Origin of the sequence: Streptomyces hygroscopicus subsp. hygroscopicus (assembly GCF_030269125.1) — a bacterium.
Classification (GTDB): Bacteria; Actinomycetota; Actinomycetes; order Streptomycetales; family Streptomycetaceae; genus Streptomyces; species Streptomyces hygroscopicus_C.
On record NZ_BSSM01000015.1, the window covers coordinates 36,149 to 60,843 of the forward strand.

Annotated in this window: 17 protein-coding genes and 1 pseudogene; 5 read left to right on the forward strand and 13 right to left on the reverse strand. The window is 73.7% G+C overall.

Going from position 1 to position 24,695, the window contains the following annotated elements; translation table 11 throughout:
• Positions 1 to 163 precede the first annotated feature (163 nt).
• Together QSK45_RS28440 and QSK45_RS28445 are read left to right on the forward strand one after the other, a co-directional pair.
• Positions 164 to 1,783 carry a PspC domain-containing protein gene (locus tag QSK45_RS28440; RefSeq protein WP_285561763.1) on the forward strand — a complete coding sequence of 540 codons (1,620 nt, stop codon included), beginning with the start codon at positions 164 to 166 and terminating at the stop codon, positions 1,781 to 1,783.
• Positions 1,770 to 1,979, forward strand: coding sequence for a hypothetical protein (locus QSK45_RS28445; protein ID WP_285561764.1), 210 nt, complete (start codon positions 1,770 to 1,772; stop codon positions 1,977 to 1,979). The genes QSK45_RS28440 and QSK45_RS28445 overlap by 14 nt, the downstream gene beginning before the upstream one ends.
• 228 nt (positions 1,980 to 2,207) lie before the next feature.
• On the opposite strand, the gene QSK45_RS28450 is transcribed toward QSK45_RS28445, so the two are convergent.
• The 3 genes from QSK45_RS28450 to QSK45_RS28460 all read right to left on the reverse strand — a co-directional run bounded on the left by QSK45_RS28450 (position 2,208) and on the right by QSK45_RS28460 (position 5,233).
• On the reverse strand, positions 2,208 to 2,720 hold the full coding sequence (locus QSK45_RS28450; protein WP_395484903.1) for a DoxX family membrane protein: 513 nt from the start codon (positions 2,718 to 2,720) through the stop codon (positions 2,208 to 2,210).
• A gap of 165 nt (positions 2,721 to 2,885) precedes the next feature.
• Positions 2,886 to 4,166, reverse strand: coding sequence for a hypothetical protein (locus tag QSK45_RS28455; RefSeq protein ID WP_285561766.1), 1,281 nt, complete (start codon positions 4,164 to 4,166; stop codon positions 2,886 to 2,888).
• A 272-nt stretch (positions 4,167 to 4,438) separates the two neighbouring features.
• A complete protein-coding gene (locus QSK45_RS28460; RefSeq protein ID WP_285561767.1) occupies positions 4,439 to 5,233 on the reverse strand; it encodes a class II aldolase/adducin family protein in 795 nt (264 codons plus the stop codon).
• Positions 5,234 to 5,373: 140 nt separating this feature from the next.
• Here QSK45_RS28460 and QSK45_RS28465 point away from each other — a divergent pair, with 140 nt between their 5' ends.
• Positions 5,374 to 5,841, forward strand: coding sequence for a pyridoxamine 5'-phosphate oxidase family protein (locus QSK45_RS28465; RefSeq protein WP_285561768.1), 468 nt, complete (start codon positions 5,374 to 5,376; stop codon positions 5,839 to 5,841).
• Positions 5,842 to 5,854: 13 nt separating this feature from the next.
• Here the strand turns inward: QSK45_RS28465 and guaA are convergent, their stop codons facing one another.
• Positions 5,855 to 7,429, reverse strand: coding sequence for a glutamine-hydrolyzing GMP synthase (guaA, locus tag QSK45_RS28470; RefSeq protein WP_285561769.1), 1,575 nt, complete (start codon positions 7,427 to 7,429; stop codon positions 5,855 to 5,857).
• A gap of 336 nt (positions 7,430 to 7,765) precedes the next feature.
• On the opposite strand from guaA, the gene QSK45_RS28475 reads away from it, so the two are divergent.
• The gene (locus QSK45_RS28475; protein WP_285561770.1) at positions 7,766 to 8,044 is read left to right on the forward strand and encodes a chorismate mutase; all 279 of its coding nucleotides are present in this window, start codon (positions 7,766 to 7,768) and stop codon (positions 8,042 to 8,044) included.
• A 571-nt stretch (positions 8,045 to 8,615) separates the two neighbouring features.
• Here QSK45_RS28475 and QSK45_RS28480 read toward each other — a convergent pair.
• The 4 genes from QSK45_RS28480 to QSK45_RS28495 form a co-directional block, all read right to left on the reverse strand.
• Positions 8,616 to 10,448: a GMC family oxidoreductase N-terminal domain-containing protein gene (locus QSK45_RS28480; protein WP_285561771.1), complete on the reverse strand. Its 1,833-nt coding sequence runs from the start codon at positions 10,446 to 10,448 to the stop codon at positions 8,616 to 8,618.
• A gap of 28 nt (positions 10,449 to 10,476) precedes the next feature.
• Positions 10,477 to 12,090 (reverse strand): succinic semialdehyde dehydrogenase, encoded by a 1,614-nt coding sequence (locus tag QSK45_RS28485; RefSeq protein WP_285561772.1) that lies wholly within the window; start codon positions 12,088 to 12,090, stop codon positions 10,477 to 10,479.
• 136 nt (positions 12,091 to 12,226) lie between these two features.
• Positions 12,227 to 13,348, reverse strand: a complete 1,122-nt coding sequence (locus tag QSK45_RS28490; protein ID WP_285561773.1) for a serine/threonine-protein kinase — start codon at positions 13,346 to 13,348, stop codon at positions 12,227 to 12,229.
• Positions 13,349 to 13,394: 46 nt separating this feature from the next.
• A complete protein-coding gene (locus tag QSK45_RS28495) occupies positions 13,395 to 14,300 on the reverse strand; it encodes an MBL fold metallo-hydrolase (RefSeq protein WP_285561774.1) in 906 nt (301 codons plus the stop codon).
• Positions 14,301 to 14,380: 80 nt separating this feature from the next.
• Between QSK45_RS28495 and QSK45_RS28500 the strand changes: the two genes are divergently transcribed.
• On the forward strand, positions 14,381 to 15,286 hold the full coding sequence (locus QSK45_RS28500; protein ID WP_285561899.1) for an AraC family transcriptional regulator: 906 nt from the start codon (positions 14,381 to 14,383) through the stop codon (positions 15,284 to 15,286).
• 33 nt (positions 15,287 to 15,319) lie between these two features.
• On the opposite strand, the pseudogene QSK45_RS28505 reads toward QSK45_RS28500, so the two are convergent.
• The 5 genes and pseudogenes from QSK45_RS28505 to QSK45_RS28525 all read right to left on the reverse strand — a co-directional run bounded on the left by QSK45_RS28505 (position 15,320) and on the right by QSK45_RS28525 (position 24,563).
• A pseudogene (locus QSK45_RS28505) lies at positions 15,320 to 16,194 on the reverse strand (protein kinase domain-containing protein).
• A 97-nt stretch (positions 16,195 to 16,291) separates the two neighbouring features.
• Positions 16,292 to 17,968: a serine/threonine-protein kinase gene (locus QSK45_RS28510; protein ID WP_285561775.1), complete on the reverse strand. Its 1,677-nt coding sequence runs from the start codon at positions 17,966 to 17,968 to the stop codon at positions 16,292 to 16,294.
• A 121-nt stretch (positions 17,969 to 18,089) separates the two neighbouring features.
• Positions 18,090 to 19,751 (reverse strand): serine/threonine-protein kinase, encoded by a 1,662-nt coding sequence (locus tag QSK45_RS28515; protein ID WP_285561776.1) that lies wholly within the window; start codon positions 19,749 to 19,751, stop codon positions 18,090 to 18,092.
• Between the two features lie 163 nt (positions 19,752 to 19,914).
• Positions 19,915 to 22,482, reverse strand: a complete 2,568-nt coding sequence (locus QSK45_RS28520) for a serine/threonine kinase C-terminal domain-containing protein (RefSeq protein WP_285561777.1) — start codon at positions 22,480 to 22,482, stop codon at positions 19,915 to 19,917.
• A gap of 170 nt (positions 22,483 to 22,652) precedes the next feature.
• The gene (locus tag QSK45_RS28525; RefSeq protein WP_285561778.1) at positions 22,653 to 24,563 is read right to left on the reverse strand and encodes a serine/threonine-protein kinase; all 1,911 of its coding nucleotides are present in this window, start codon (positions 24,561 to 24,563) and stop codon (positions 22,653 to 22,655) included.
• Positions 24,564 to 24,695 lie beyond the last annotated feature (132 nt).

Below are 24,695 nucleotides of genomic sequence, written 5' to 3' on the forward strand. Positions count from 1 at the left end.
CCCTGATCTTCCCCGAATGCGGGTCGGGGATCTCGCGCACGCTCCGGTTCCGGCCGGTGCGCGCCGCTCGAACGCTTCCCCGGCCCGTCTCAGGGCCGATTTCAGGGTCCGCCCAGGGTTGTCCCGACTGCCGCCGCGCCGCCCCGGCCGTCACCATGGACCCATGACGGATCACGAGCACGCCGCGACGGGTCCGGGACCCGGCCCCGGCCCGCGCCCGGCCCCGGGCACCGGGCCGACGGATGCCGCGCCCGCCGCGACGGGAGGGACGGGCGCGGCCGACAGCGGCTCCGCCCCTCGCGCGGGAGGCACAGAGAAGGCAGAGAAGGCAGAGAAGACGGACAGGACGGAGCGCGTGGGCGCGGGCCCCCGTACCCACGCCGACGGGCGGGAGCAGGAACAGCTGGGACAGCAGGGACAGCAGGGGCAGGGGCAGGGGCGGAAAGAGGGACAGCCGCAGGAGCCCGCACAGCAGCCGGGCCCGGCCGAGGCCGTTCCCGGCCGGTACCGGCGCGGGCGCCGGTACAAGATGATCGCGGGCGTGTGCGCGGGGCTCGGCCGGCAGGCCGACATGGACCCGGTGATATTCCGCATCACCTTGGCCGTCCTGTCCGCGACCGGTGGCATCGGCCTCATCTTCTACGGCTTCGTATGGCTGCTGGTGCCGTACGAGGACGAGGAGGAGAACGAACTGCGCAAGCTGCTGACCGGCCGGGTCGACGGCCAGGCGCTGGCCGCCGTGCTGTTCGCCCTGGTCGGCTGCGGGGTCTTCCTGACCATGCTGAGAAACGGCGGGACGCTGGCCTTCGCCGCGGTGCTCTCGCTCCTGCTCGCCGGTGCCGCGTACTGGTCGCGGCGCCGTGGTGCCCCCGATCCCGACCCGCTCGCCGCGCAGGCCGCCGCGGACGCCCCGCCCGAGGCGCAGGCACCGCCGGTCGTCGCCGTCTACCCCTCCTGGTGGCGGGACCCGATCGTCAAGGACGGCACCCATGTCGGCGGCACCGGCTATCTGTGGGGCCCCGGTGACGCGCGCATCCGGGAGAAGGACCTGCTCTCGGTCGTCGACGTCCGCCTCGCCACCCCCTGGACCCACTCCGGTGCCGCCCAGCGGCAGCCGCGCCCCGCGCCCCCGAGGCCGCGCGGACCGCGCTGGATAGGCGGCCCGGTGTTCCTGCTGGCGCTGCTGGCGGGCGGCCTGGGCACCGGGCTGACGTGGCACGACCACGCGCTGGGCGCCAGCCTCCAGACCGGACTCGCCTGCGCGCTGGCCGTCTTCGGCCTGGGCATCGCGGTCAGCTCCTTCCTGGGGCGCACCGGCGCCGGCACGGTGTTCCTGGCGATCGTCACGGCGGCGCTGCTCGGCGGGACGGCGGCGATGCCCCGGGACATCAGCACGCACTGGCGGGAGAAGTCCTGGATACCGGGCGCGGCGGCGCAGGTCCGGCCGGCGTACGAGCTGGGGACGGGCCGGGGCGTCCTCGACCTGACGCGGGTGCACCCGGCCGAGGGGCGGACCGTCGCCACGGACGCGCACATCGGCGCGGGCCAGTTGAAGGTGATCGTGCCGGCCGACGCGATCGTGCGGATGAACATCGACGTGGGAGTGGGCGACATCAAGTTGCCGGGAGAGAACGGGATGGACGTGGACGTACGGCCGCGACAGCACAGGGACGTGACGCTGGCACCGGCCAGGGACGGCAGGGACGGCAAGGCCGGCGGCACCCTGGACCTCACGCTCGGGGTCGGGGCGGGCGAGGTGGAGGTGGATCGTGCTGCGTCATGAGTTCCGGCCCGGGAAGCTGGTCGCCGGGCTGTTCCTCGCCGCCACCGGCGTGATGTTCGCCGGGGACGCCAAGGGCCTGTGGGAGACACCGTGGTTCGCGGTCGTCCCGCTGGTGGTGGGCGGCCTATGCCTGGCCGGGGCCACGGCGGCCCTCGACCGGGCGATACGCGGGCGGGACAGGACCGAGAGGGGCTAGCGACCGACAGCCTCAAGCCCCGCCGGTGGCCGGCGGTCCCGGGGTCGCCGGATGAGCGGCGGTTCGCCGGCGAGCAGCCGCCGCGCCGGTGAACCGCTGGGCCTGGCGAGCCTCCGGGGACCCGATGACCCTCCGGGGTCCCGACCGGCCGTCAGCATTACGGTCGCCCGCCGCGGGAGGCGCTTCGGAGATGTGCCGAAGACATCCCTCCGGCAGCCGTCCCGGGGCCTAGATGTATCCGAGGGACCGCTGTCGGCCGCGGGCGCGCCAGGCGGCGTCCAGGGAGAGGTAGGGGGCACCGGCGAGGACCAGGGGAAGCCAGGCCATCAGGTAGGCGAGGTCGTTGCCGTAGTAGTAGGGGGTCGTCGCCCAGCTCATGGTCAGCCACAGGCTGAGGGAGATCAGCGCGCCGCCCAGGGCGGCCAGGCGGCCGAGGAGGCCGAGGAGGGTGGCGATGCCGACGGCCAGTTCGCCGAGGGCGATGGCGTAGCCGAAGCCGACCGGGCTCTTCAGCGCGAGGTCGATCAGGGCGGGGAGGGCGGCGGTGCCACGGGCCGCGCGCATGGTCTCGCCGATCGAACCGGCGCCGGTGGCCTTCATGAAGCCGCTGTCGGTGAGTTTGTCGAGTGCGGCGTAGAGGAAGGTGACGCCGAGGAAGACGCGCAGGGGCAGCAGGGCGTAGTGGGCGGCGGTGTCCCGCCAGCCGCTCCGGCCGTTCAGCCGGGTGGTGCGCGTCTCCATCCGAATACCGGTCATGCTGCCTGCCGCCTCTCGCCCGCCGTCCCTGCCGTGCCCTCCCGCTTTCACGACCATATGTATGACGAGGAGGAGACGCTCAATCATCTCCCGAGGATTTTTCCGGATTTCAGGCGTTCGTATGAGAGGAGGATCGCGGGCGGGGGACGCTCATTCGGCGATCTGGACCGTGTAGCGGTTGGTCGGCACGCCGGCCGCGGTGACCACCTGCACCTCCACCGAACCGGGTTCGACGTCGGCCGGGACGGGGACGGTCAGGACGGTGTCCGTGGGGTTGCGGAAGCCGCCGGTGACCGGGACCAGCGGGACGTGGACATCGACGGCGCCGATGCGGACGACCATGCGGGAGAGGCGTTCGGCGGCCCCCGCGCCGGGCGGGACGAAGCCGGTGCCGCGGATCTCGATGTCGTCGCCGGTGCGGATCGGCCCGTCCAGGTCACCGGGTTCGCGGGCGCGGACCACGGAGAGGATGACCGCGCGGCCGCCCTCCGCGTACTTGCCCGCCAGATAGGTGGCGGCCGAGATCAGCACGACGACGGCGAGCCCCCAGGGCAGGTCGGGCAGTTGGTCGGGGCGGCGGGCGAGCCGTACGGCGGCGAAGACCAGGGCGACGGCGCTGATGGCGACGTACTGGATGTCGGTGAAGGCGCCCCGCCCGGAGTCGTCGGTGAGCAGGTCGGCGGCGCGCGGGCGGTGGGCCGGCACCTTCTGCAGCCGCTGGGCGAGGATGCGCAGGCCCACCACCCGGCGGACCAGGACGGCGATGCCGCACACCACGGCGAGGACGGTCGCCACGCCGGCGCCGCGGGCGAGGTCGAGGCCCGAGATGAGCGCGTCGCGCTCGGCGTGGTCGGAGGCGGCGGCCAGCCGGGCGGCGAGCAGCAGGACGGCGTAGCCGATGAACAGGACCCAGCAGACGGCGACGGAACGGGAGGTGGACATGCGATGGTCCTCGCCGATCACCGGGGCGAGAGCGCCGCCGCGCGCCCGGTGGAACCAGCAGGCGGCGGTCAGCGCACCGGCCACGACGAGGGCGGCGAGCAGGGCGGCGGTGCGGGCGGTGGTCCAGCCCGCGCCGATCGCGGTCAGCGCCTCGCCGAGCAGCAGGGCGACGACCGCGCCCCACACCGTGCACAGGGTGCGCAGCCACAGCCGGGTGAGCCACATCTCGCCCTCGGCGCGGCCGCGTTCGGCGACGGCCTCGGCGCGCTGGGTCAGTTCCTCGGAGACCCACTGACGCGAGGCCGAGGGCGAGTAGGCCACGGCGGCGGGCAGGCCCTGTCCGGCGGCGAACTCGTCGCGGCGCCGCAGGAACGCGGCGACGGCCCGCCGGTGTCCCTCCCGGGCGCCGTGCGGACAGTCACCGCAGCCGCAGCCGCCCTCGTGGACGCCCTCGGCATCCGCGCCCCCTCTCGCCTCCTGCACCGCCACGTCCGACGCCCGCCTTCCCCGCGACCTCGCGGCACGGCCGCCGGCCCCTCGGTGAGCCGTCCCGACGCCGTGCAACTCCCCTGCCTCAAGAGCGAATTGTGCCCTACCGGGATCGCCCGGGAGCCGCCGACATGATCCTGACGGGTGAACTGTCGAGCAGCGCGTTGACACGTCCGCCCCCGGACGTCACCCCCCGGACGTCACCCCCCGGACGTCACCGCCCCCGGACGTCATCTCTCGGACGTCATCCCCCGACCGCTCCGCCCCGGGGCTCAGCTCAGCAGATCGGGTTCGCTGCGGGTGACTTCCTGCCACAGGGGCTGGTAGTTGATCCAGGCGACGAGGTCGCCGCCGAGTTGTTCGCGGGTGGCGACGGCGAGTTCGTGGTCGATGAGGACCGGGCGGCCGGCCGCGCGGGCCAGCAGCTGCACCTGGCAGGAGCGGTCCATGGACAGGAACCACCAGGCGGCGGCGTCCACGGAGCCGCCGACGGTGAGCAGCCCGTGGTTGCGCAGCACGAGCGCCTTGCGGGAGCCGAGCACGGAGGCGATGCGGCGGCCCTCCTCGGCGTCGACGGTGACTCCGGTGTAGTCGTCGTACAGGGCGGCGTCCTCGTAGAAGGCGCAGCTCTCCTGGGTGAGGGGGTCGATCGGTTCGCCGAGGGCGGCGAGGGCACGGCCGTGCACGGAGTGGCAGTGAGCGACGGCGACGACGTCCGGGCGGGCGGCGTGGATCTGGGCATGCACCACGAAGGCGGCCTGGTTGACGTGGTAGCGGCCCTCGACGACCTGTCCGTCCTGGTTGACGAGGACGAGGTCGCTGACGGTGACGTGCTTGAAGGGCATGCCGAAGGGGTTGACCCAGAAGCAGTCGCCGAACTCCGGGTCGCGGGCGGTGATGTGGCCGGAGACGCCGTCCTCGAACCCGTTCCGACCGAAGATCCGCAGGGCTGCGGCGAGCCGTTCCTTGCGGTGCCGTCGCTCGTCCTCGACCGAGTCGTGCATCGGCGGCATGGCGAACCGCAGCTGGTCGGTGGGCAGCGGCAGCGGCGGGGTGGGCCCGGCCATAGGTCCTCCAGCGCTGGTAGGGCTGTACGGCCGGAAGTTACCGCCGGTCGGCGCAGAAAGGCAGGGCTGTTCCGTGAAGATGGCGCGCAGACGGGAAAGGCGACAGAGGATGTCGGGATCGGGCAGCACACTCGGCCGGTATGAACTGGGCAGACCTCATCACGTCCGAACCGGATTTCGCCGCGGCCGTCGAGGAGCGCTTCGGCGCCTTCCGGCACCACGTCCTCGCCACCCTCCGCCGGGACGGCTCCCCGCGCACCTCGGCTCTGGAGGCGGACTTCCGGGCCGGCGAACTGTGGCTCGGCATGATGCCGGGCTCGCTGAAGGCCCGCGACCTGCTGCGCGATCCGCGCTTCGCGCTCCAGGCCAATCCGGGCGAGGGGACCGGGATGGCCGGCGGGGACGTGCGGATCGGCGGGCGGGCGTACGAGGTGGGGGACGGGGAGACGAAGGCCGGGTACGTGAAAGAGGTGGAACCGCCGGAGCCGTTCCACCTCTTCCGCACCGAGTTGACGGAGGTCGTGAGGACCTTTGTCGAGGACGACCGCTATCTGGTCGTCCAGGTCTGGAAGCCGGGAGAGCCGGTGCGGACCCTCAGGCGGACCTGAGCCTCGGGGAGGCTCACTCCCACTCGATGGTGCCCGGCGGCTTCGAGGTGACGTCGAGGACGACACGGTTGACGTCCCGGACCTCGTTGGTGATGCGGGTCGAGATGCGGGCGAGCACGTCGTAGGGCAGCCGGGACCAGTCGGCGGTCATGGCGTCCTCGGAGGAGACGGGGCGCAGCACGATCGGGTGACCGTAGGTGCGGCCGTCGCCCTGGACGCCCACGCTGCGGACGTCGGCGAGCAGGACCACCGGGCACTGCCAGATGTCGCGGTCGAGACCGGCCGCGGTCAGCTCCTCGCGGGCGATGGCGTCGGCGTCGCGCAGGAGGTCCAGGCGCTCCCTGGTCACCTCGCCGACGATGCGGATGCCGAGGCCCGGACCCGGGAACGGCTGGCGCTGGACGATCTCGTCCGGCAGGCCCAGCTCCTGGCCGACCATCCGGACCTCGTCCTTGAACAGCTTGCGCAGCGGCTCGATCAGCTTGAACTCGAGGTCCTCGGGCAGGCCGCCGACGTTGTGGTGCGACTTGATGTTGGCGGTGCCGGTGCCGCCGCCGGACTCGACCACGTCCGGGTACAGGGTGCCCTGGACCAGGAACTCCACGGCCGGGCCCTCGTCGGCGATGATCTCGGCCTGCGCCTGCTCGAAGACGCGGATGAACTCGCGACCGATGATCTTGCGCTTCTCCTCGGGGTCGCTGACCCCGGCGAGCGCGTTCAGGAAGCGCTCCTCGGCGTCGACGACCTTCAGCTGGACGCCGGTGGCCGCGACGAAGTCCTTCTCGACCTGCTCGGTCTCACCCTTGCGCATCAGGCCGTGGTCGACGTAGACGCAGGTCAGCTGGGAGCCGATGGCCTTCTGCACCAGGGCGGCGGCCACGGCGGAGTCCACGCCGCCGGACAGACCGCAGATCGCGCGCCTGTCGCCCACCAGCTCGCGGATGGCCTCGACCTGCTCCTCGATCACATTGCCCGTGGTCCAGGTCGGCTCCAGGCCCGCGCCGCGGTACAGGAAGTGCTCCAGCACCTGCTGGCCGTGCGTGGAGTGCATGACCTCGGGGTGGTGCTGGACGCCGTAGAGCTTCTTCTCGTCGTTCTCGAACGCGGCGACCGGGACCAGGTCGGTGGACGCGGTGACCGTGAAGCCCTCGGGGGCGGCGGAGCAGGCGTCGCCGTGCGACATCCAGACCTGCTGCTCGGCCGGGGTGCCCTCGAAGAGGGTGGAGGACGTCCGGGAGACGTGCAGGTCGGTACGGCCGTACTCGCGGGCGCCGGTGTTGTCGACGGTGCCGCCGAGGGCCCGCGCCATCAGCTGGAAGCCGTAGCACATGCCGAAGACGGGGACGCCGGCCTCGAAGATCTCACGGTCGAGGCTGGGCGCGCCCTCCTCGTAGACCGACGAGGGGCCGCCGGAGAGGATGATCGCCGCGGGCTTCTTGGCGAGCATCTCCTTGACCGGCATGGTGCTCGGCACGATCTCGCTGTAGACCCGCGCCTCGCGGACGCGTCGGGCGATGAGCTGGGCGTACTGCGCACCGAAGTCGACGACCAGGACGGTGTCGGGGGCAGTGGGAGTCGCTGATGACACGGGGTGCCTTCTGGTGGTCCGGGCGGGGGGTCTGTACTACGAGTCTAACGGTGCGGGCGCGAAGCCCTCCGCCGAGCCGGGAGGGCCTCGGCGGGGGCCGCGGGGAGCGGGAGGCCCGGCCGCAGTACCGGCCGTGGCATACTGGCCGCATGCTTCAGCACGCGACCTTGGTCTTTACCTATGGCATCCGGCCCGCCGGTTGCCATGGTCGTGCTGCTCAGCGAAACGCTTGAGCGACTTCACCAGGCGCCCCGGGCCGACAAGGCCCGGGGCGCCTGTCGTTTTCCGGGTCCCGCCGTTCCGGGGCATCCACACTCACGATCAGGAGCCCCCGACATGACCACCACCTCCCCCGAAGAGACGGCCGCGACGCCCGAGGCGACCATCGCCGCCGCCCGGGAGCGCATCGACGCGATCGACGACCGGATCATCGGCCTCATCCAGGAGCGGACGGCCGTCTCCGCCGTGGTGCAGCAGACCCGCATCTCCTCCGGCGGCCGGCGGGTCAGCCTCTCCCGCGAGATGGAGATCCTCGGCCACTACCGCGAAGCGCTGGGCAAGCCCGGCACCACGCTCGCCATGACGCTGCTGGAGCTGTGCCGGGGGCGCGTCTGACCCCGCCCGCGCCCGTGCGCCCGGTCCCGTCCAAGCCCGCCGCGGGCCCGGCGGCCCAGCGGTCAGGAGCCCGGCTGATTATCCGACGTGAGTTCGGCCGCCGTCTCACCCGTACGGCGCGTGACCGCCTCGCGCACGGCTTCGTTAGCGGGGTGTCCGTGCCAGCCAGGGGCGGGCCCGACAGAACCACGCGTGGCTCGCTGGGGCGATGAGGCGTACGGGTCGTGCCGTACGCCGTGGGACCTCGCTCCAGGGAAGTGACCGGACGGCAGGGGACAGCAGCCCGGTCACCAAGAGAACGGCCGGCTCCGGGGACGCCCGGAGCCGGCCGGCGGAACCCGCACGTGCACCGTCCTGTGCACCGCGCTCTCACGGACAGGAAGAAGGGACCTGCATCCCCCTCCGAAGGCAGGTCCCCTCACCGTCCTCTTGATCCGGCAGCAGGTTTGATCTGCGACGACGGAGGAGGGTTGTGCCCGCACCCGAGAATTCTCCGTGATCCGGGTCACACCGAAGCGGCCTGCCCGCACCAGAGGAGCCCACGAGCACCGGTGGGGGCCCTCCTCGCCCGCTACTCCTTCGGCCGCACCGTCGGCATCCCCAGGAACGGCAGCCGCAGCGCGCCGAACGCCTCCGCCGGAACCGCGGGGGACCGCGGCTCCACCGGCTTCAGCCGCTCGTACGCCGCTCCCGGCGCCGGCCGCGGGTCCTCCTCGCCCTTGTTCGGCCAGAAGGACATGGCCCGCTCGGCCTGCGCGGTGATCGTCAGCGAGGGGTTGACGCCCAGGTTCGCGGAGACCGCTGCGCCGTCCACGACCGAGATGCCGGGGTGGCCGTACAGCCGGTGGTACGGGTCGATCACCCCGGTGTCGGCCGAGTCGCCGATCGGGCAGCCGCCGAGGAAGTGCGCGGTGAGCGGGGTGCCCATCAGCTCGCCGACGTTGCTGCCGGGGAAACCGTTGATCTCGGCGGCGAGCGCGGAGGCGGCCTCGGTGGCGGCCCTGATCTGCTTGGGATTGGGCGCGCCGTGGCCCTGCCGCGCGGTGAGCAGGCCCTTTCCGACGCCACCCGGCTTCAGGTACGTCGTCAGCGAGTTGTCCAGGGACTGCATGACCAGGCCGATGATGCTCCGCTCCGACCAGCGCCGGTTGGACAGGGAGCGCAGGACGAGCGTGGGATGCCGGGCCGCGTTCGCCAGCCAGGCCAGCACCCGCGAGGAACCCTCGGTGTACGGCACCTGGAGGATGGACAGCCCGCCCATCGCGTTGGAGCCCTTGCCGTAGCGGACCGGCTCGATGTGGGTGTTCTCGTCCGGGTGGATCGACGAGGTGATCGCGACGCCCCGGGTGAAGTCGGCCCGCGGGGTGCCGTGCGCCTTGCGGTAGCGGCGGTCGTCGGTCTGCGCGCCGACCAGCGCTTCGGAGTTGGTGCGGGTCAGATCGCCCAACCTGGCCGACACATGGGGCAGTTGCCCGTTCGCCTTCATCCGGTGCAGCAGGGTCTGGGTGCCGTACGTACCGGCGGCGATCACGACCCGGCGCGCGGTGAAGAGCCGGCCCGCGCCCTTCTTCCTGCGGTCCGTCGGCAGGGTGGCCACCGCGTACCCGCCGCGCGAGTCGTCGGTGACGGACACCACCGTGGTCATCGGATGGACCACCGCGCCCGCCTTCTCGGCGAGGTGGAGGTAGTTCTCGTTCAGCGTGTTCTTGGCGCCGTGGCGGCAGCCGGTCATGCACTCGCCGCACTCGGTGCAGGCGTTGCGCTCCGGGCCCGCCCCGCCGAAGTACGGGTCGGGCACCCGCTGCCCCGGCGACGCCTTCGCGCTGCCGTCCGCGTCCTTGCCGTCGCCGAAGAAGACGCCCACCGGCGCGAAGTGGAAGGAGTCGCCGACACCCATCCGCTCGGCCGCCGCCTTCAGATGGACGTCCGAGGGGGTCGTCGTCGGGTTGAGCCGCACGCCGAGCATCCGCTTGGCCTGGTCGTAGTACGGCTTCAACTCCTCCTGCCAGTCGGTGATGTCCTTCCACTGGGGGTCGTCGAAGAACGCCTTCGGCGGCACGTACAGGGTGTTGGCGTAGTTGAGCGAACCGCCGCCGACACCCGCGCCGGCCAGCACCATCACATTGCCCAGCAGATGGATGCGCTGGATGCCGTACATGCCGAGCTTCGGGGCCCACAGGTAGTTCTTCAGGTCCCAGGAGTTCTTCGGCAGCGACTCCCGGGTGAAGCGGCGCCCGGCCTCGAGCACGCCCACCCGGTAGCCCTTCTCGGTCAGGCGCAGGGCCGACACGGACCCGCCGAAGCCGGAGCCGACCACGATGACGTCGTAGTCGTACCCGTCATGCGCGCCGTCCCCGTCGTGCCCGTTCTCGTCCCGGGTCTGGACAGACTTCTCCTGCGACACGTGCTCTCCTCGTCGAGAACGGGGGTTTCTAACGGAACCGGAATGCCTTCAGCAGCCGGAGACTCGTGGTCATGAGGCGGGCGTAGCCCTCGTCCGTCATGCCCAGGGAGGGCGCCATCGGCAGCAGCCGCTGCTGGGCGACCGTCTGGGCCTCGGTGTACTTGAGGATGCCCTCGGAGCCGTGGCGGCGGCCGAGGCCGGAGTCCTTCATGCCGCCCATCGGGGACTGGACGCTGCCGTAGGCGGGGGCGTAGCCCTCGTTGACGTTGACCGTGCCGGTGCGCAGCCGGGCGGCGACGTCGCGGCCGCGGCGGGCGTCCTTGGTCCAGACGGAGGCGTTGAGACCGTACGGCGTGGCGTTGGCGCGCTCGACGGCCTCGTCCACGTCCGAGAAGCGGTAGACCGAGACGACCGGGCCGAAGGTCTCCTCCTCGCAGACCGCCATGGAGCCCTCGACGCCGTCGAGGATGGTGGGCTCGAAGAAGTAGGGGCCGATGTCGGGCCGGGCCACGCCGCCCGCGAGCACCTTCGCGCCCTTGTCGACGGCCTCGCGCACGTGCCGTTCGACGGTCTTCAGCTGGCGCTCGCCGACCAGGGAACCCATCTCGGCTCCGTAGGCGAGGGAGTTGCCGAGCCGCATCGCCTTGGTGCGGGCGGCGAAGCGCTCCAGGAAGGCGTCGGCGATCGACTCGTGGACGTACAGCCGCTCGATGGAGATGCAGAGTTGGCCGGCGGAGGAGAAGCAGGCGCGCACGGCGCCGGCGGCGGCCTTCTCGACGTCGGCGTCGTCCAGGACCAGCATGGCGTTCTTGCCGCCGAGTTCGAGGGAGACGCCGATCAGCCGGGCGGCGGCGCCCTGGGCCACCTCGCGGCCGGTGCGGGTGGAGCCGGTGAAGGAGACGTAGTCGGCGTGCTTGACCAACTCGGGCCCGACGACCGGCCCTTCGCCGATGACGACCTGGAAGACGCCCTCGGGCAGCCCGGCCTCGATCAGCAGGTCACGGGCCCACAGGGCGGTGAGGCACGTCTCGGTGTCGGGCTTCATCACGACGGCGTTGCCCGCGACGAAGGCGGGCAGGGCGTCGCCGACGGACAGCTCCAGCGGGTAGTTCCAGGGCGCGATCTGGCCCACCACCCCGCGCGGGTGGCGCAGTTCGGTGACCTTCGTCAGGGTCGGCACGGCGCCCGTGTGCCGCTTGGGGCGCAGATAGGCGGGGGCCTTGCGGCCGTAGTGGCGGGCCGCGACGGCGACGGCCAGCACCTCCTCGTGCGCGTGCAGCCGGGCCTTGCCGGTCTCCAGCTGGACGAGGTCGAGGACCTCGGCCTGGCGCTCCAGGAGGAGGTCGTGGAAGCGGAGCAGGACGGCGGCCCGCCGCCGCACCGGGGTCCGTTCCCACACGACCTGCGCGGCGCGGGCCGCCTCGAAGGCTCTGCGCACGTCCTCGGGGGTGGACTCGGGCAGGTCGGCCAGCTTCTCGCCGGTGAACGGCATGTGGTTGGCGGTCCGGCCGGAACCTGCGACGCCCTTGGTCAGCCGGGCCACCAGCTCCGGGGTGACCACGTCGGCGGCGGTGCGGGCACCCTCGGGGGAGGGCGCGAGGGGGTTGGTACCGGCGATGTCCGGGGCCTGCGTGTCCGTCATGAGGCGCAGGGTATGCCGCGGCGAACACTTTGTGTACCCGTCGGTAACGACGATTCACGGAGCACTCACATGTTGCCAGTGATCGCTGGCAACAAACGGCCTGATCAGGGGGTTGCCGAGTCGAACAACCGCCCGATCAGTCGCCCGCGGGTTTTTTCGCGAGGAAGAGCGTGAGGGTGCTGAAGGGGGTGCGGCGGCGGGGCGCGGGCCGGGGGTCCGGTCTCGGGCCGGGGTCGGACCGCGGCCCGGGGTCCGCCCCCGGCCCGGAGGCCGGCCGCGGCCGCGCCCCCGGTACGGCGCCGGGGTCCGGCCCGCCCCGCACCTCGGCCGGTTCCGGCGCCTCCGTCACTCCCAGGTACTCCCGCAGCTCCGCCGCCACCTGCTCCGCACCCGGCCGGGCCTCTGGCCGCTCCTCGTGCAGCCGGTCCAGGAGGGGGCCGAGCGCGCCGGGGTCGGTGCCGCCGAGAGCGGCGCGCAGCAGGGCGCCCAGCGACCACAGGTCGGAGGCGGGCCCCGCACCGGGACCGGCCGCGTGCTCGGGAGCGACGAAGGAGACGCCTTCATCGGACCGGCCCCCACCGGTCCGGTCCCCACCGGACCCGCTCCTGCCCGGTACGCCGCCGGACCCACCCCGGCCGGGTACGCCCCCGCCGGACCCACCCCCGCCGAGCACACCCGCACCGGACCCGCTTCCGCCGGGCCCGTCTCCCCCCGCCCCGCCGCCGAGCACTCCCCCGCCGGCCCCGTCCCCGATGCCGAAGTCGGTGAGCACGACCCGCCCGGTGCCGGACTCCAGCAGCACGTTGGCCGGTTTCAGATCGCGGTGCACGATGCCCACGGCATGCGCGGCGCGCAGGGCGCCGAGCACGGCGAGCCCGATGCGGGCGGTCTCGGCGGGCGGCAGGGGGCCGCGGCGCAGCGCCTCGCCCAGGGACTCGCCCTCCACCAGCTCCATCACGATCCAGGGCACGCCGGCCTCGGTGACGACGTCGTACACGGTGACGGCGGACGGATGCCGCACCCGGGTGGCCGCGCGGGCCTCGTGGTGGAGCCGGTGGGCGAGCCGTCGGCTCTCCTCGTCCCCGGCCGGGTCGCCGGGCAGCCAAGGCTCCTTGACGGCGACGCGGCCGTGCCCCCCGTCGCCCTCGTCCCAGGCGCGCCAGACGGTTCCGGCGGGTCCGGTGCCGAGGCGGTCGGTCAGCCGGTAACGCCCGCCGATCACACGTGTGCCGAGCGGGTGTTCGCCGTCTTCAGCCATGTCCCATGAGTACCGCGCGCACCACACCGTTGTCGAAGCGGGACGGTCAGACGGCCCACCGCCGCATCGTGAACCCGCCGCGCCCCTCGCCCACTTCGACGACACCGGTACCCGGGAAGTGCGCGGGGATCACCAATGCGCGCTCGTCCGCCGCCTGTTGCAGAACCCGCCGCCGGGTCGACGCCGCCTGCCGCGGATCGAGGCAGAAGCAGCTGTTGCACCCGGGCCGCAGGACCTGTACCGGGCTGTGCAGCACGTCGCCGACGAACACCGCGTGTTCGCCCCGGGAGGAGACCCTCAGCACGGACGATCCCGGGGTGTGCCCGGGGGCGGGCTCCAGGCGGAGATGCTCGTCGACGCGGTACCCGTCCTCCCATACGACGGCCTGCCCGGCCCGGTGCACGGGGGCGATGCTGTCCTCGTACAGCAGCCGGTCGTCCACCCGCGTACCGCCCGCGTAGCCGCCCTCGGGGCCGAAGTAGCGGTCGTCGGGGGCCGGGAGCAGATAGGTGGCGCGCGGGAAGGCGGGCACCCATTCCCCGTTCTCGTCGCGGGTGTTCCAGCCGACGTGGTCGCCGTGGATGTGGGTGTTCACGACGACGTCGACCTCCGCCGGGTCCACCCCGGCCCGGCGCAGCCGTCCCGGGAGATCGCCCGGCTGCCGGTGGAACAGCGGACTGCCGGGCCGCTCCCGGTCCCGTCCGACCCCGGTGTCGACCAGCACCGTCCGGCCGCCGCTGCGCACCACCCAGGTCTGGACCGCCAGCATGGCCATGTCCCGGTCCGGCTCCCAGTACCGGGGCACCAGTTCCCCCGCGTGCTCCCGCCACACCTGCGCCCCGCAGTCCGGGACCAGCCGCCGTGCCGGCACGAGGGGCCCCTGCCGTTCCACGATCTGCAGCACCTCGACGTCGCCGACCACGAATGCCCGTACATCCTGCTCGTCCTTCATGTCCCCGACTCTAGGAACCCGGCGTGAGCATCCCCATGCTCTTCTTGCTCATCCGGATACGCCGTCGTCTCATGGGCGGCATGGATGTGGTGAGCGACGCGATCTCCGCGGTGCGGGTGGGCAGCCCCTCCTCGGACCGGCTCCGGGTGAGCGGCGAGTGGCGGGTGCGGCTGCCGCCGTACGAGGGGGCGGGCTTCCATGTCGTCCTCGGCGGCAGCTGCCGGCTGCTGCGGGACGGTGACGACGGCGATCCGGTGACCCTGGGCCCCGGGGACGTGACACTTCTGCCGCACGGGACGGGGCACGCGCTGACGAGCGCCGGGGACGGCGGCGAGGTCGAGCTGCTGTGCGGCAAGTACCGGCTCGACCGCAGCCGTACGCATCCGCTGATGGCGGAGCTGCCGCAGGTGGTGCATCTGCCGCACCGGGTCGGCGAACATCCCGAACTGCGGTCCGCCGTCGACCTGTTGGCCCGGGAACTGGAGGAGCAGCGGCCGGGCGGCTGTCTCGCGCTGCCGAGCCTGCTGGACCTGCTCCTCGTCTACATGGTGCGCGCCTGGATGGGCCGGGCGCGCACCGGCGCGTGGCCGGTGGTGCTGAACGACCCGGTGACGACGGCCGCGCTGCGGGCCCTGCACTCCGATCCGGCGGCCCCCTGGACGGCCGAGCGGCTGGCCGCCGAGGCCGGGGTCTCGCGGGCCACCCTCGCGCGCCGCTTCACCGCCCTGGTCGGCCGGTCGCCGATGGCCTACCTCACCTGGTGGCGGCTGACGCTGGCCGCGGCCCGGCTGCGGGAGTCCGACGCGCCGCTCGCGACGGTGGCGCGCGAGACGGGGTACGGCAGCCCGTACGCCCTCTCGCACGCCTTCAGCCGGGAGTTCGGGGTCACACCGGGGCGGTACCGGGACCGCGGCACCCCGGCGCCCGACCGGACTTCGGTGCCCCTGGTCCACGCGGCCCCGGCTCCCGGCGCCCCGAGCCCCTGACCCGCCGGACCGAGCCCCCGGCGCCCCCGTCCCTCAGAGCTTCCGGACCTCCGGATTCGCGATCGCCGTCCTCGCCACCTCGCGGCCCCGCCCGGTGAAGTCTCCCTTGCCCGGGTAGCCGACGACCAGCTTGTACATGTCGCCGGAGCGGGTGCGGTAGTAGAAGACCTGGAGTTCGCGGGGGCGCGGGTCCCGGCTGTCGTCGGTCGTGCAGGTGACCGTGTCGCGCGCGGCCTCCCGGCCCTTGTAGGTGGTGGTGTCGTCCGGGTGCGTGTTCGCGCCCTCGGGCATGTCCAGGGAGTACTCGCCCCGGGCGCGGAACTCCTCGTCGTCCGCGTACATCTGGGACCGCGCCGAGTTCCTGATCTCGCCGTTGTCGGGCTTCACGTCCCGGTGCGGGACGCCCGCAGCGTGCGCCGCCTCCGGCGCGCCGAGCACCTCCAGGCCGACCCGGGCCGCCTCGCGCGCGTCCAGGGTGCCCTCGTCGAGCACCTCGCCCAGCGTGCGGCCGTGCACCAGCTCCATCACGCGCCAGGGGCGGCCGTCGACCACCGCGACGTCGTACACGTGCACCACGGCCGGATGGTCGAGGCGGGCCGCGGCGCGGGCCTCGCGGCGCACCGCTCGAAGGCGTTGGCGCGTTCCCGTTCGGGAAGGTGGTCCGGTACCCGGGGCTCCTTGACGGCGACCTCGCGGTCCACGGTCTCGTCCCGGGCCCGCCACACCGTGCCCATCCCGCCCCGGCCCAGCCTGGCCGTCAGCCGGTAACGCCCCGCGATCAGGGGTCCGGCCCCGGCGGCCGGGCCCGGCACCGGTACCGCCTCCCGCTGTGTGCGCGGCCTCGGCGGCCGAAGGACGAAGCTCGTCGTGTCGTCGGCCGTCCGGCCCGCTCCCCCGTCACTGCTCATGCACCATCCTTATCGCGCCGTCGCGCCGTCGCGCCGCCGAGCCACCGGCAGGCGGCACCGGTCACGAACCCGTGACGCGGCGCACCGCCGCACGCGGTCAGGAGGGGGTCGCGGCGAACGTGTCCAGCGCGACGTCGAAGTACTCCCGCGCCTCGCGCACCTTCCCGACCGGCGCCGACACCCACACGTCGTACAGCCGTCCGGACTCCTCCCAGCACAGGTCGTACGTGTGCCGGGGGCCCTCCGTCGCGCTGTACCCGTTCCAGGTGAACTCCCAGAGCGCGGCGGGGCGTCCGGCGTGCGTGGTGGGGGTGACCCGGCCGTCGCGGTAACCGGGATTGGCGACCTGTCCGTCGGCCGCCTGCCCCCGCATCACCGCCTGCGGGCCGCCGGGCTCGGGCGTGCCGACCTTGACGCCGAGGCGGTACGTCCCCTCCGGCGAGAGGTAGAAGACCCGCTCGCCCTGCGGGCTGCGGGTGAAGTCGTCGGGCACGGCGAGCGAGAACCCTGCGGGGTCGCGGGCGGTGCGGTAACCGGAGGGCGCGGTGCCGGGGCCCCGGCTCGGCGTCGGGGAGCCGGAACGGGACGGGGCCGGGGTCGAGGACGGCGGCGCGGGACGCGTGCCGGTCCCGGTCGAGGGCGTCGTCGCCGTGCCCCCCGGGCTCCCGCCGCCCCCGCTCTCGTCGCGGTTGAGGAACAGCGTCGCCGCCGACCCGCCGGCCGCCGCGAGCGCCGCGACGAGCAGCGCCACCACCAGCACCGCGCGCGTCGAGGAACGACCGGACGCCGCCTCCGCCGTGCCCCCGGGCGCGCCGGACAGCGGGGCCGACACGCCCGGCTGGGCGGACGGGTGCGGCACGGGCTTCGACGGGCGCCCCATCCCGAGCCGGTGCCCGCGCGGCGCACCCGGCGCACCCGGCGCCTCCGGCGCCCGCGGGGTCCGCCCGGTCTCCAGATAGACGCGGAGCATCCACTCGGCCTCGGCCGCGCCGAGCCGGCGGTCCGGGTCGCGCTCCAGCAGCCCCCGTACGACGGGCAGCAGCGGCTCGGCCTCGACGGGCGGCCGGATCTCGGCCGCGACCACGGCGTGCAGGATGCCGCCGAGCGAGTCGCGCCGGAACGGCGACTCGCCGCTGAGCACCGTGCACAGCAGCGCGCCCAGCGACCACAGGTCGGACTCCGGGCCGGTGCGCACCCCGGACATCCGCTCGGGCGCGGTGTACTCGGGCGAGCCGACGAAGGAGCCGGTCTCGGTGAGCGTGGTGGCACCCTCGACCTGCGCGATGCCGAAGTCGGTGAGCACGACCCGGTCGGTGCCCGACTCGACCAGGACGTTCGCGGGCTTGATGTCCCGGTGCAGCACCCCGGCCTCGTGCGCGGTGTCCAGGGCGCTGAGCAGGGCGATGCCGATCCGCGCGGCCTCGGCCGGGGTCACCGGGCCGTGCCGGGCGATCCGGTCGGCGAGCGAGCAGCCGTCGATCAGCTCCATGACCAGGTACGGCCGTTCGTCCTGCTCGACCACGTCGTGCACGACGATGATGTGCGGGTGCCGCAGCTGCGCGACCGCGCGCGCCTCCCGGAACGTACGGTCGCGGCGCCGCCGTGCGTCGTCCTCCGGGAGGGAGTCGTCCGCGAGGATCTCCTTGACCGCGACGAGCCGGCCCAGCAACTCGTCGCTCGCCCGCCATACGACGCCCATGCCGCCGCGTCCGATCCGCGCCTGGAGGCGGTAACGGCCGGCGATCACCCGGAAGTCGGCGCCCTCGGTCCCCATGCGCCCATCATGCCGCAACGGACCCATCCGCTCCGGGGCCTCGATCGGCCAAGCCACGCTGTTCAGTGACTCGTTTTCAGCCGTTTCAGTCGCAAAGCGCACCCGTTCGGCTCAAGGCCCCTCAGCGCGTCGCGGCCGGCTGCTGCCAGCTCTGGAGCACCCACTTGAACTGTTTGCCGATCCGCGGCCAGTCGGCGGCGGGCCCGGACATGTAGATGGCGTACTCGGTGCCCTCGCGCGAGAAGTACGTCTCCTCGACGGCGTGCCGCGGGCCCGCCACGTACGGCGGGTCCTTCTTCAGCGCGGTCCAGGTGTACTCCCACAGCGAGGCGTTCCGGTCGCGGTAGACGTTCTGCTCCAGCGTCACGCGCTGGTAGTTGACGAGTCGTTGGAGCTGCTGTTCGAGGTCCTTCTGGTGTTCGTAGGCGTCGACGAAGTCCGGCGAGCTGTCGATGGAGATGCGCACGAAGTGCTTGCCGCCGTCGGGGGTGTAGTCGATCTGCTTCAGGGGACCGTCGATGCTGTAGACCTGGCGCTTCCAGCCCTTGGGCAGGGAGACGCTGAAGCCCAGCGGGTCGTGGTGGGTCTCCCAGCTGTCCGGGACGGTGCCGGTGCCCTCCTGGCGGTGGCCGCCGTCGGGGCTCGCCGAGGGGGTCGGGCCGGGGTCCGTGCCGCCGCCCGCCGCCGTGTCATTGCGGGTGCTGTTCCACTCCTGGAAGCCCACCGCCGCGCCGCCGCCGAGCACGGCCGCGACGGCGACGACGAGCGCGAGCGTGCGCAGCCTGCGCCGGGGGCGCGCGGGCACTCCCACGCCGTGTCCCGGCACGGGGCCCACGGCGGTCGGCCCGACGGCCGACGGGCCGACCGGAGGCGGACCCGCCGCGGCCGGGGCGCCGTAGCCGCCGGTGTCCCCGCGGCCGTGCAGGCCCGTGCTCTGGGTCGGCACGAACGCCTGGGCGGCCTGGGGCCGCCGCCCCTCCGCGGCCTCGGCGAGCATCTGCTCGGCCTCCTCCGCGCCCGGCCGCCGCTCCGGTTCCTTGCGCAGCAGCGCGGAGATGACCGGTCCGAGCGGCCCGGCGTTGCGCGGCTGTTCGGCCTCCTCCTCGACGACCGCCTGCATGGTGCTCAGCGGCGAGGTACGGCGGAACGGCGAACGCCCCTCCACCGCCGTGTACAGCGTCGCCCCGAGCGCCCACAGGTCGGAGGCGGGGCCCGGGTCGTGGCCGCGCACCCGTTCGGGCGCGAGGTAGTCGACCGAGCCGACGACCTCTCCGGTGCGGGTGATGGTGGAGTCGCCCTCGATCTGGGCGATGCCGAAGTCGGTGAGCAGCACCCGGCCGTCGCGGCCGAGGAGAACGTTGCCAGGCTTGACGTCCCGGTGCAGGACGCCGGCGGAATGCGCGGCGCGCAGCGCCCGCAGCACCCACAGCCCGATCCGCGCGGCCTCGCGCGGATCGATGCGCCCCTGCTCCTTGACCGCGTCGGCCAGCGAGTTGCCCTCGACCAGCTCCATCACGATCCAGGGCCGGCCGTCGTGTTCGAGCACGTCGTGCACGGTGACGACGGCGGAGTGGTTGATGCGCGCCGCGGCCCGCGCCTCGGCCCGGGTGCGGGCGAGCAGGACCGCCTGGTCGCTGTCGGAGACGTAGAGCGCGGCGGTCAACTCCTTGACGGCGACCGTCCGGTGCAGCACCTCGTCGTGGGCACGCCACACCCGGCCCATGCCACCGCTGCCGATGGAGTCGGCAAGCCGGTAGCGGCCCGCTATGAGCAGGCCCTGCATCTGATTCACGTTGCCCCGCAATGCTCTTGTCAGGGTCAGACTAAGGACCGGCCCGTTCTCAGGGAACAAGCGGGGTCCCAAGGAAACCGCACTGTGACGATGGTCATTTCCGCGCGGAAACGGGAACCGGCGCGCCGGGCCGGGCCGGTTGGGTACGCCGTGCTCAACCGGTGTAGCGGTACGTCGCGGTAGCTTCCTCGTACAGCCGTGTCACCTCGTCCCGGTCGGCGTCCGGGCCGCGGACCTGGAGGATGTGGTACCGCCCGTTCAGCAGGATCGCCATGTTGCGCACGTACCGATCACGGCCCTGACCGTCGGTCCAGGTGAACTGTCCCTCGGCCATGGTCCGTCCGCCCACCTCGATGGTGCGCAGCCCGGTGGCGGTGGCCCAGCTGGAGTCGCGGTACGGCTGGAGTTCGCGCTCCTTGTCCCGCTGGTAGGCCATCGGATCGCCGCCGTACGTCGACACGCCGTCCCGCCCGGGTACGACCATCAGCTCGAAGTCGCCGTGTGCGTAGACGACTTCGCCGCTGCCGTTCTTCGGGACGCGCGTCCAGCCCTTCGCGACGGCGATCTCGAAGCCCTCGGGGTCCTTGCGCAGGGCGAAGCCGTCGGGCACGGAGGAGGTGGTGCCGGTCTGGGTCTCGGAGGCGGTGGGGCTGTGCCGCGAGCGGGAGGGCGCGGGGCTCGCCTGGCCGGTGGAACGGCTCGCGCCGGCCCCGCTCTGCCCGTGCCGCGCGTGCTGCCGGGGCATGAACAGCATCGCGTACGCGACCGCGCCGGCCAGCAGAAGCAGGATCAGCACGAGCAGGACCCGGCCCAGGCGGTTCGGTGAACTGCCGTTTTCCTGGCCCCGCTTGTGCCGGGCGTGCGACTCGGGCAGCCCGGGGCGCCGCCGGCGCACCAGCTCGCCCCGGCGCCGGATGATCGGCAGCCGGCGCGGATCGGCGGGCGGTACGGGCACCACGCGCGCACCGGCCTCCGGCTCGGGCGCGGACCGCACCAGCGAGCGCAGCCAGCCGCCCAGTTCCTCGAAGTCCGGCCGCTCGGTGGGGTCCTGGCGCAGCAGCGACTCCACCACCGGCCGCAGCGGCCCGCACTCCTCGGCGTAGGCGGGCGGCTCGGCGCACACCAACTGCACCAGTTCCGCGGTGGACTCCTCGGGATACGGCGCATGCCCCTGCACCGCGCGGAACAACAGCGCGCCCAGTGCCCACAGATCGGTGGCGGGGCCGACCGGTGCCGCCAGCTGCCAGTTCTCGTGCACCGGCCCGGCCTGCTCCGGCGCCCACCGCTCGGTCACCGGCCCCACCACGGCCATCCGCGCCTGCCGCGCCCGCTCCGCCGCGAGCGCCCCGCCGGGCCGCCGGGCACCGGGCCCGGCCTCGTCCCAGCGTGCGTGCGTCTGCGGCGGTACGGCGGGGGCCGGGGCGTCGTGCCGGGCTGGTTCGAGGCCGTGCGGGGCGGGGGTCCGGGCACCGTGCACCCCGTAGGGATCGACGGAGCGGCCCGGGGCGTCGGGGCGGGGGGCGGGCACGGAGGGGTACGGCGACCGGGCGGCCGGGTCCGAGGAGGGGCGGTGGGGCAACGGCCGCGGGTCGTGCGGCGAGGGTCCCGGGGAGTACGGCGCGCGCCCCGTCGGGTACGGCGACCGCGCCGCGTCGGCGTCCTCGACGGGCCTGGCGGATCCTCCGGGGTGGGGCGCCCGGGGGTACGACGACGCCCCCTCGCTCCCGGCCGGCAGGTCGGCGCTCCCGTCACCCTCGGGGGTCCGCCGGGCCCCGGGCAGCGCGGCGCGTTCACCCTGCCGGGCCTCCTGCACCCGGGCCGCCGCACGGGCTCCCGCCCGGTAGGCGGCGATCGCCCCGGCGCGCGCGGCACGGATGTCGGCACCGCTGTCCGGCACCCGCTGCCCCGCCGTACCGGACGCCTCGGGGCCGCCGGCCGCCCCGTCCGCCCCCGGCGCCGCCGGCCCGCCGGCCGCCCGCGCCTGGATGGCAGCCCGCCGCGCGGCCTCGGGGTCGGCGGCACCGGACGCGACGACGCCAGCGCTCGGCACGGCGCTCGGCACGGCCCCGGCCGGGTGTTCGCCGGGGCCCTCGTCCTGCTCCGTCCCCGGCACCGGGTCGTACCCGCACAGCGCCTCCTCCGCGGCGCCGGACGCGAGGCCGGTCAGCATCACACGGCCGTCGTCGCAGACGAGGACCGTGCGGGCGGTGACGTTGCGGTGGACCCAGCCGTGGGCGTGCAGGACCCGCAGGGCCATGAGGACGTCGGAGGCGACCTCGGCGGCGCGGTACGGCGTGAGAGGGCGCTCGGCGAGGAGCGCGGACAACGGGCGGGCGGCGACCCACTCGCTGACGATCCACAGCGAGCCGCCCTCGGCGAAGACGTCGAACACCTGGTCGAGACGCGGATGGTCGGGGATACGGGCCGCCGCCTGCGCGGCCTCGACGGCGCGCCGCACCGCGGGTTCGGTCGGCTGCCGCGTCGCACCCCTCGCGGCCGGCGCCGGACGCGCCCCGCGCCCGCGCGCGATGAACCCCTCGGGCAGCCCCTCCGCGTCGAGCACCTCCGCCTCGACGACCTCGGGCAACGGCACCTGACGGACCAGCACCTCCTGGCCGCTGTAGGTGTCGAAGGCACGGGTCTCGGTCAGCTCGTACGCGTCGGACGGCGGCAGCGGCAGGCGGTAGCGGTCGGCCAGTACCCGGCCCGCGTAGTCCTCCATTCCGCCTCCTCCTCCCCCGGCCGCCCGGTTCTGTCACATCCGTTCGCGTCACGGCCCGTTTCGCGTCGGCATCCGGCTCCGTACGGTCCTCAACCATTCACGATACGTGCCGGAGGCATCCCGCACCGCGCGGATGCCCGATTCCGGCGCCATGAACCGGCGGGCGGAGCCTAGGACTTGGGCTGGAAGGACGCGGTGAGCGTCCGCCAGGTGTCCTTGCGCAGGTCGCCGTGCCAGTCATCGGCCTTCGCGGTGTACATCAGCGCGTAGCCGAGGTGTCCGTTGACCACGAAGCCACGGTCGATGGTGCGGTACCCGGTGCCTCCGTCGACGTAGGTGAACTCCCAGTCGGCCGTGTTCCAGCTGCGGTAGTCCACCTTCTCGATCCGGATCCGGTGGTACTGCGAGCGCACCATGTAGTGCTCCTGGCTCTTCCAGTCCGCCACCGGGTCGTCCTTCGGCGTGCCGGTCCAGGCGACGAGCAGCTTCTGCCCGTCGGGACCGGTGTAACGGTCACCGGCCGATCCGTTGGACTGGTACGACCACCCTTTGGGCAGCCCGATCGAGTAGCCCTGCCCGCCCTTGCGGGTGGAGACGACCGGCGCGCTCCCGGCGGAGGCGGACGCGCTCGCGCCGGGGTCCGTCGCGGAACCCGTTCCCGTCCCGGACCCGGTGGGCGCCGAACTCCCGCCGTCCGTACGGGTACCGCTGCCCGGTGACGTGCCGTGGCCGCCCTCGGCGGACGCGCTCGCACCGGCCGTGGACCGGGCGGCGCCCTTGCCGTTCTTGTCGTCGCCACCGCCGAGGGCGACGGCCAGCACGGTGCCGATCACCGCGAGCGCCACCACCACGGCGACGATCACCAGCGTGCGTCTGGGCACCACATCGGTGAGCGAGGCGCGCGGCACCGGCCGCGGCGGCAGGTCCAGATCCGGCGGCGGCATGACCGGCCAGCCCGAACTGGGCTTGGCCGCTCCGGCGTTGCCCTTGTCGCCGGGCGGGTTCCCGGCGGAGCTCGGCACGGCGGCGGCTTCGGGGGCCGCCGCGGAAGCGGTACCGGCACCGGACGCGGCCCCGGCCGCCCCCGCCGCCTTGCGCACCGACCGCAGCGCGCCGCGCAGCTTCTCGGCGGCCTCCTCGCTCCGCTTTCCCTCGCCGTTGCCCGGCTGCACCGGCAGCGGTACGACCCGGGTGGCGTCCAGCGGCTCCGGTTCGGGCGCGTGGATCACCTTGTCGAGCAGCACCCGCGCCCCGGCGTCGTCGAGCCGTTCGGCCGGGTCCTTGGTGAGCAGGCCGTAGATGACGTCCCGCAGCGGGCCCGCGTTCTTGGGCTCCTCCAACGGCTCGGTCATCACCGCGGTGAGCGTGGCGATCGCGGAGCCCTTGTCGTACGGCGGCACGCCCTCGACCGCCGCGTACAGCAGCCCGCCGAGCGACCACAGGTCGGCCGCGGGGCCCGGCTTGTGGCCGCGGGCGCGCTCCGGGGAGATGTAGGAGGGGGCGCCGACGAGCATGCCGGTGGAGGTGATGGACGGGTCGCCCTCGACCTGCGCGATGCCGAAGTCGGTGAGGACGACGCGGCCGTCGTCGGCGATGAGCACGTTGGACGGCTTCACGTCCCGGTGCAGGATGCCCTCGCGGTGGGCGGAGCGCAGCACGTCGAGCACGGCGAGGCCCACCTCGGCGGCCCGCCTGGGCTCCAGCACGCCGTCCTCGCGGATGACCTCGGCGAGGGACTTGCCCTCCACCAGCTCCATGACGATCCAGGGCCGGTCGTCCTCGTCGACCACGTCGAAGACCGTCACCGCGCTGTTGTTGCGGATCCGGGCGATCGCCTTGGCCTCGCGCAGCGTGCGCGTGATCAGGCGCCGCTTCTCCTCCTCGTCGATGTTCGTCGGGAACCGCAGTTCCTTGACGGCGACCGTGCGGCCGAGGGTCTCGTCCTCGGCGCGCCAGACCGTGCCCATGCCGCCGCGGCCCAGCACGTCTCCCAGCCGGTACCGCCCGGCGAGGAGACGCCGTCCGCTCTTGCCCTGCCGAGTCTCCTGACGAGGTGTCCCCGCCCGATCCGCCTCCGACATGCGTCCCCTCATGCAACCCGCCCTGACAGAGCCTCCATTGTCTCTCACCCGACAAGTGCTCCACGCCGTGGGGCCCTCCCCGGACCTCCCCGAAGCCGCCCTTCCCCCGCCCGGCATGACGGCCCGTGAGAA

What these genes read in the sequence shown, in the direction of transcription:
- QSK45_RS28440 (WP_285561763.1), top strand. Translation starts at nt 164, where the DNA reads ATGACGGATCACGAGCACGCCGCGACGGGTCCGGGACCCGGCCCCGGC.
- QSK45_RS28450 (WP_395484903.1), bottom strand. Translation starts at nt 2,720, where the DNA reads ATGGAGACGCGCACCACCCGGCTGAACGGCCGGAGCGGCTGGCGGGAC.
- QSK45_RS28460 (WP_285561767.1), bottom strand. Translation starts at nt 5,233, where the DNA reads ATGGCCGGGCCCACCCCGCCGCTGCCGCTGCCCACCGACCAGCTGCGG.
- QSK45_RS28465 (WP_285561768.1), top strand. Translation starts at nt 5,374, where the DNA reads ATGAACTGGGCAGACCTCATCACGTCCGAACCGGATTTCGCCGCGGCC.
- QSK45_RS28475 (WP_285561770.1), top strand. Translation starts at nt 7,766, where the DNA reads ATGACCACCACCTCCCCCGAAGAGACGGCCGCGACGCCCGAGGCGACC.
- QSK45_RS28485 (WP_285561772.1), bottom strand. Translation starts at nt 12,090, where the DNA reads ATGACGGACACGCAGGCCCCGGACATCGCCGGTACCAACCCCCTCGCG.
- QSK45_RS28490 (WP_285561773.1), bottom strand. Translation starts at nt 13,348, where the DNA reads ATGGCTGAAGACGGCGAACACCCGCTCGGCACACGTGTGATCGGCGGG.
- QSK45_RS28495 (WP_285561774.1), bottom strand. Translation starts at nt 14,300, where the DNA reads ATGAAGGACGAGCAGGATGTACGGGCATTCGTGGTCGGCGACGTCGAG.
- QSK45_RS28500 (WP_285561899.1), top strand. Translation starts at nt 14,381, where the DNA reads ATGGATGTGGTGAGCGACGCGATCTCCGCGGTGCGGGTGGGCAGCCCC.
- QSK45_RS28510 (WP_285561775.1), bottom strand. Translation starts at nt 17,968, where the DNA reads ATGGGGACCGAGGGCGCCGACTTCCGGGTGATCGCCGGCCGTTACCGC.
- QSK45_RS28515 (WP_285561776.1), bottom strand. Translation starts at nt 19,751, where the DNA reads ATGCAGGGCCTGCTCATAGCGGGCCGCTACCGGCTTGCCGACTCCATC.
- QSK45_RS28520 (WP_285561777.1), bottom strand. Translation starts at nt 22,482, where the DNA reads ATGGAGGACTACGCGGGCCGGGTACTGGCCGACCGCTACCGCCTGCCG.
- QSK45_RS28525 (WP_285561778.1), bottom strand. Translation starts at nt 24,563, where the DNA reads ATGTCGGAGGCGGATCGGGCGGGGACACCTCGTCAGGAGACTCGGCAG.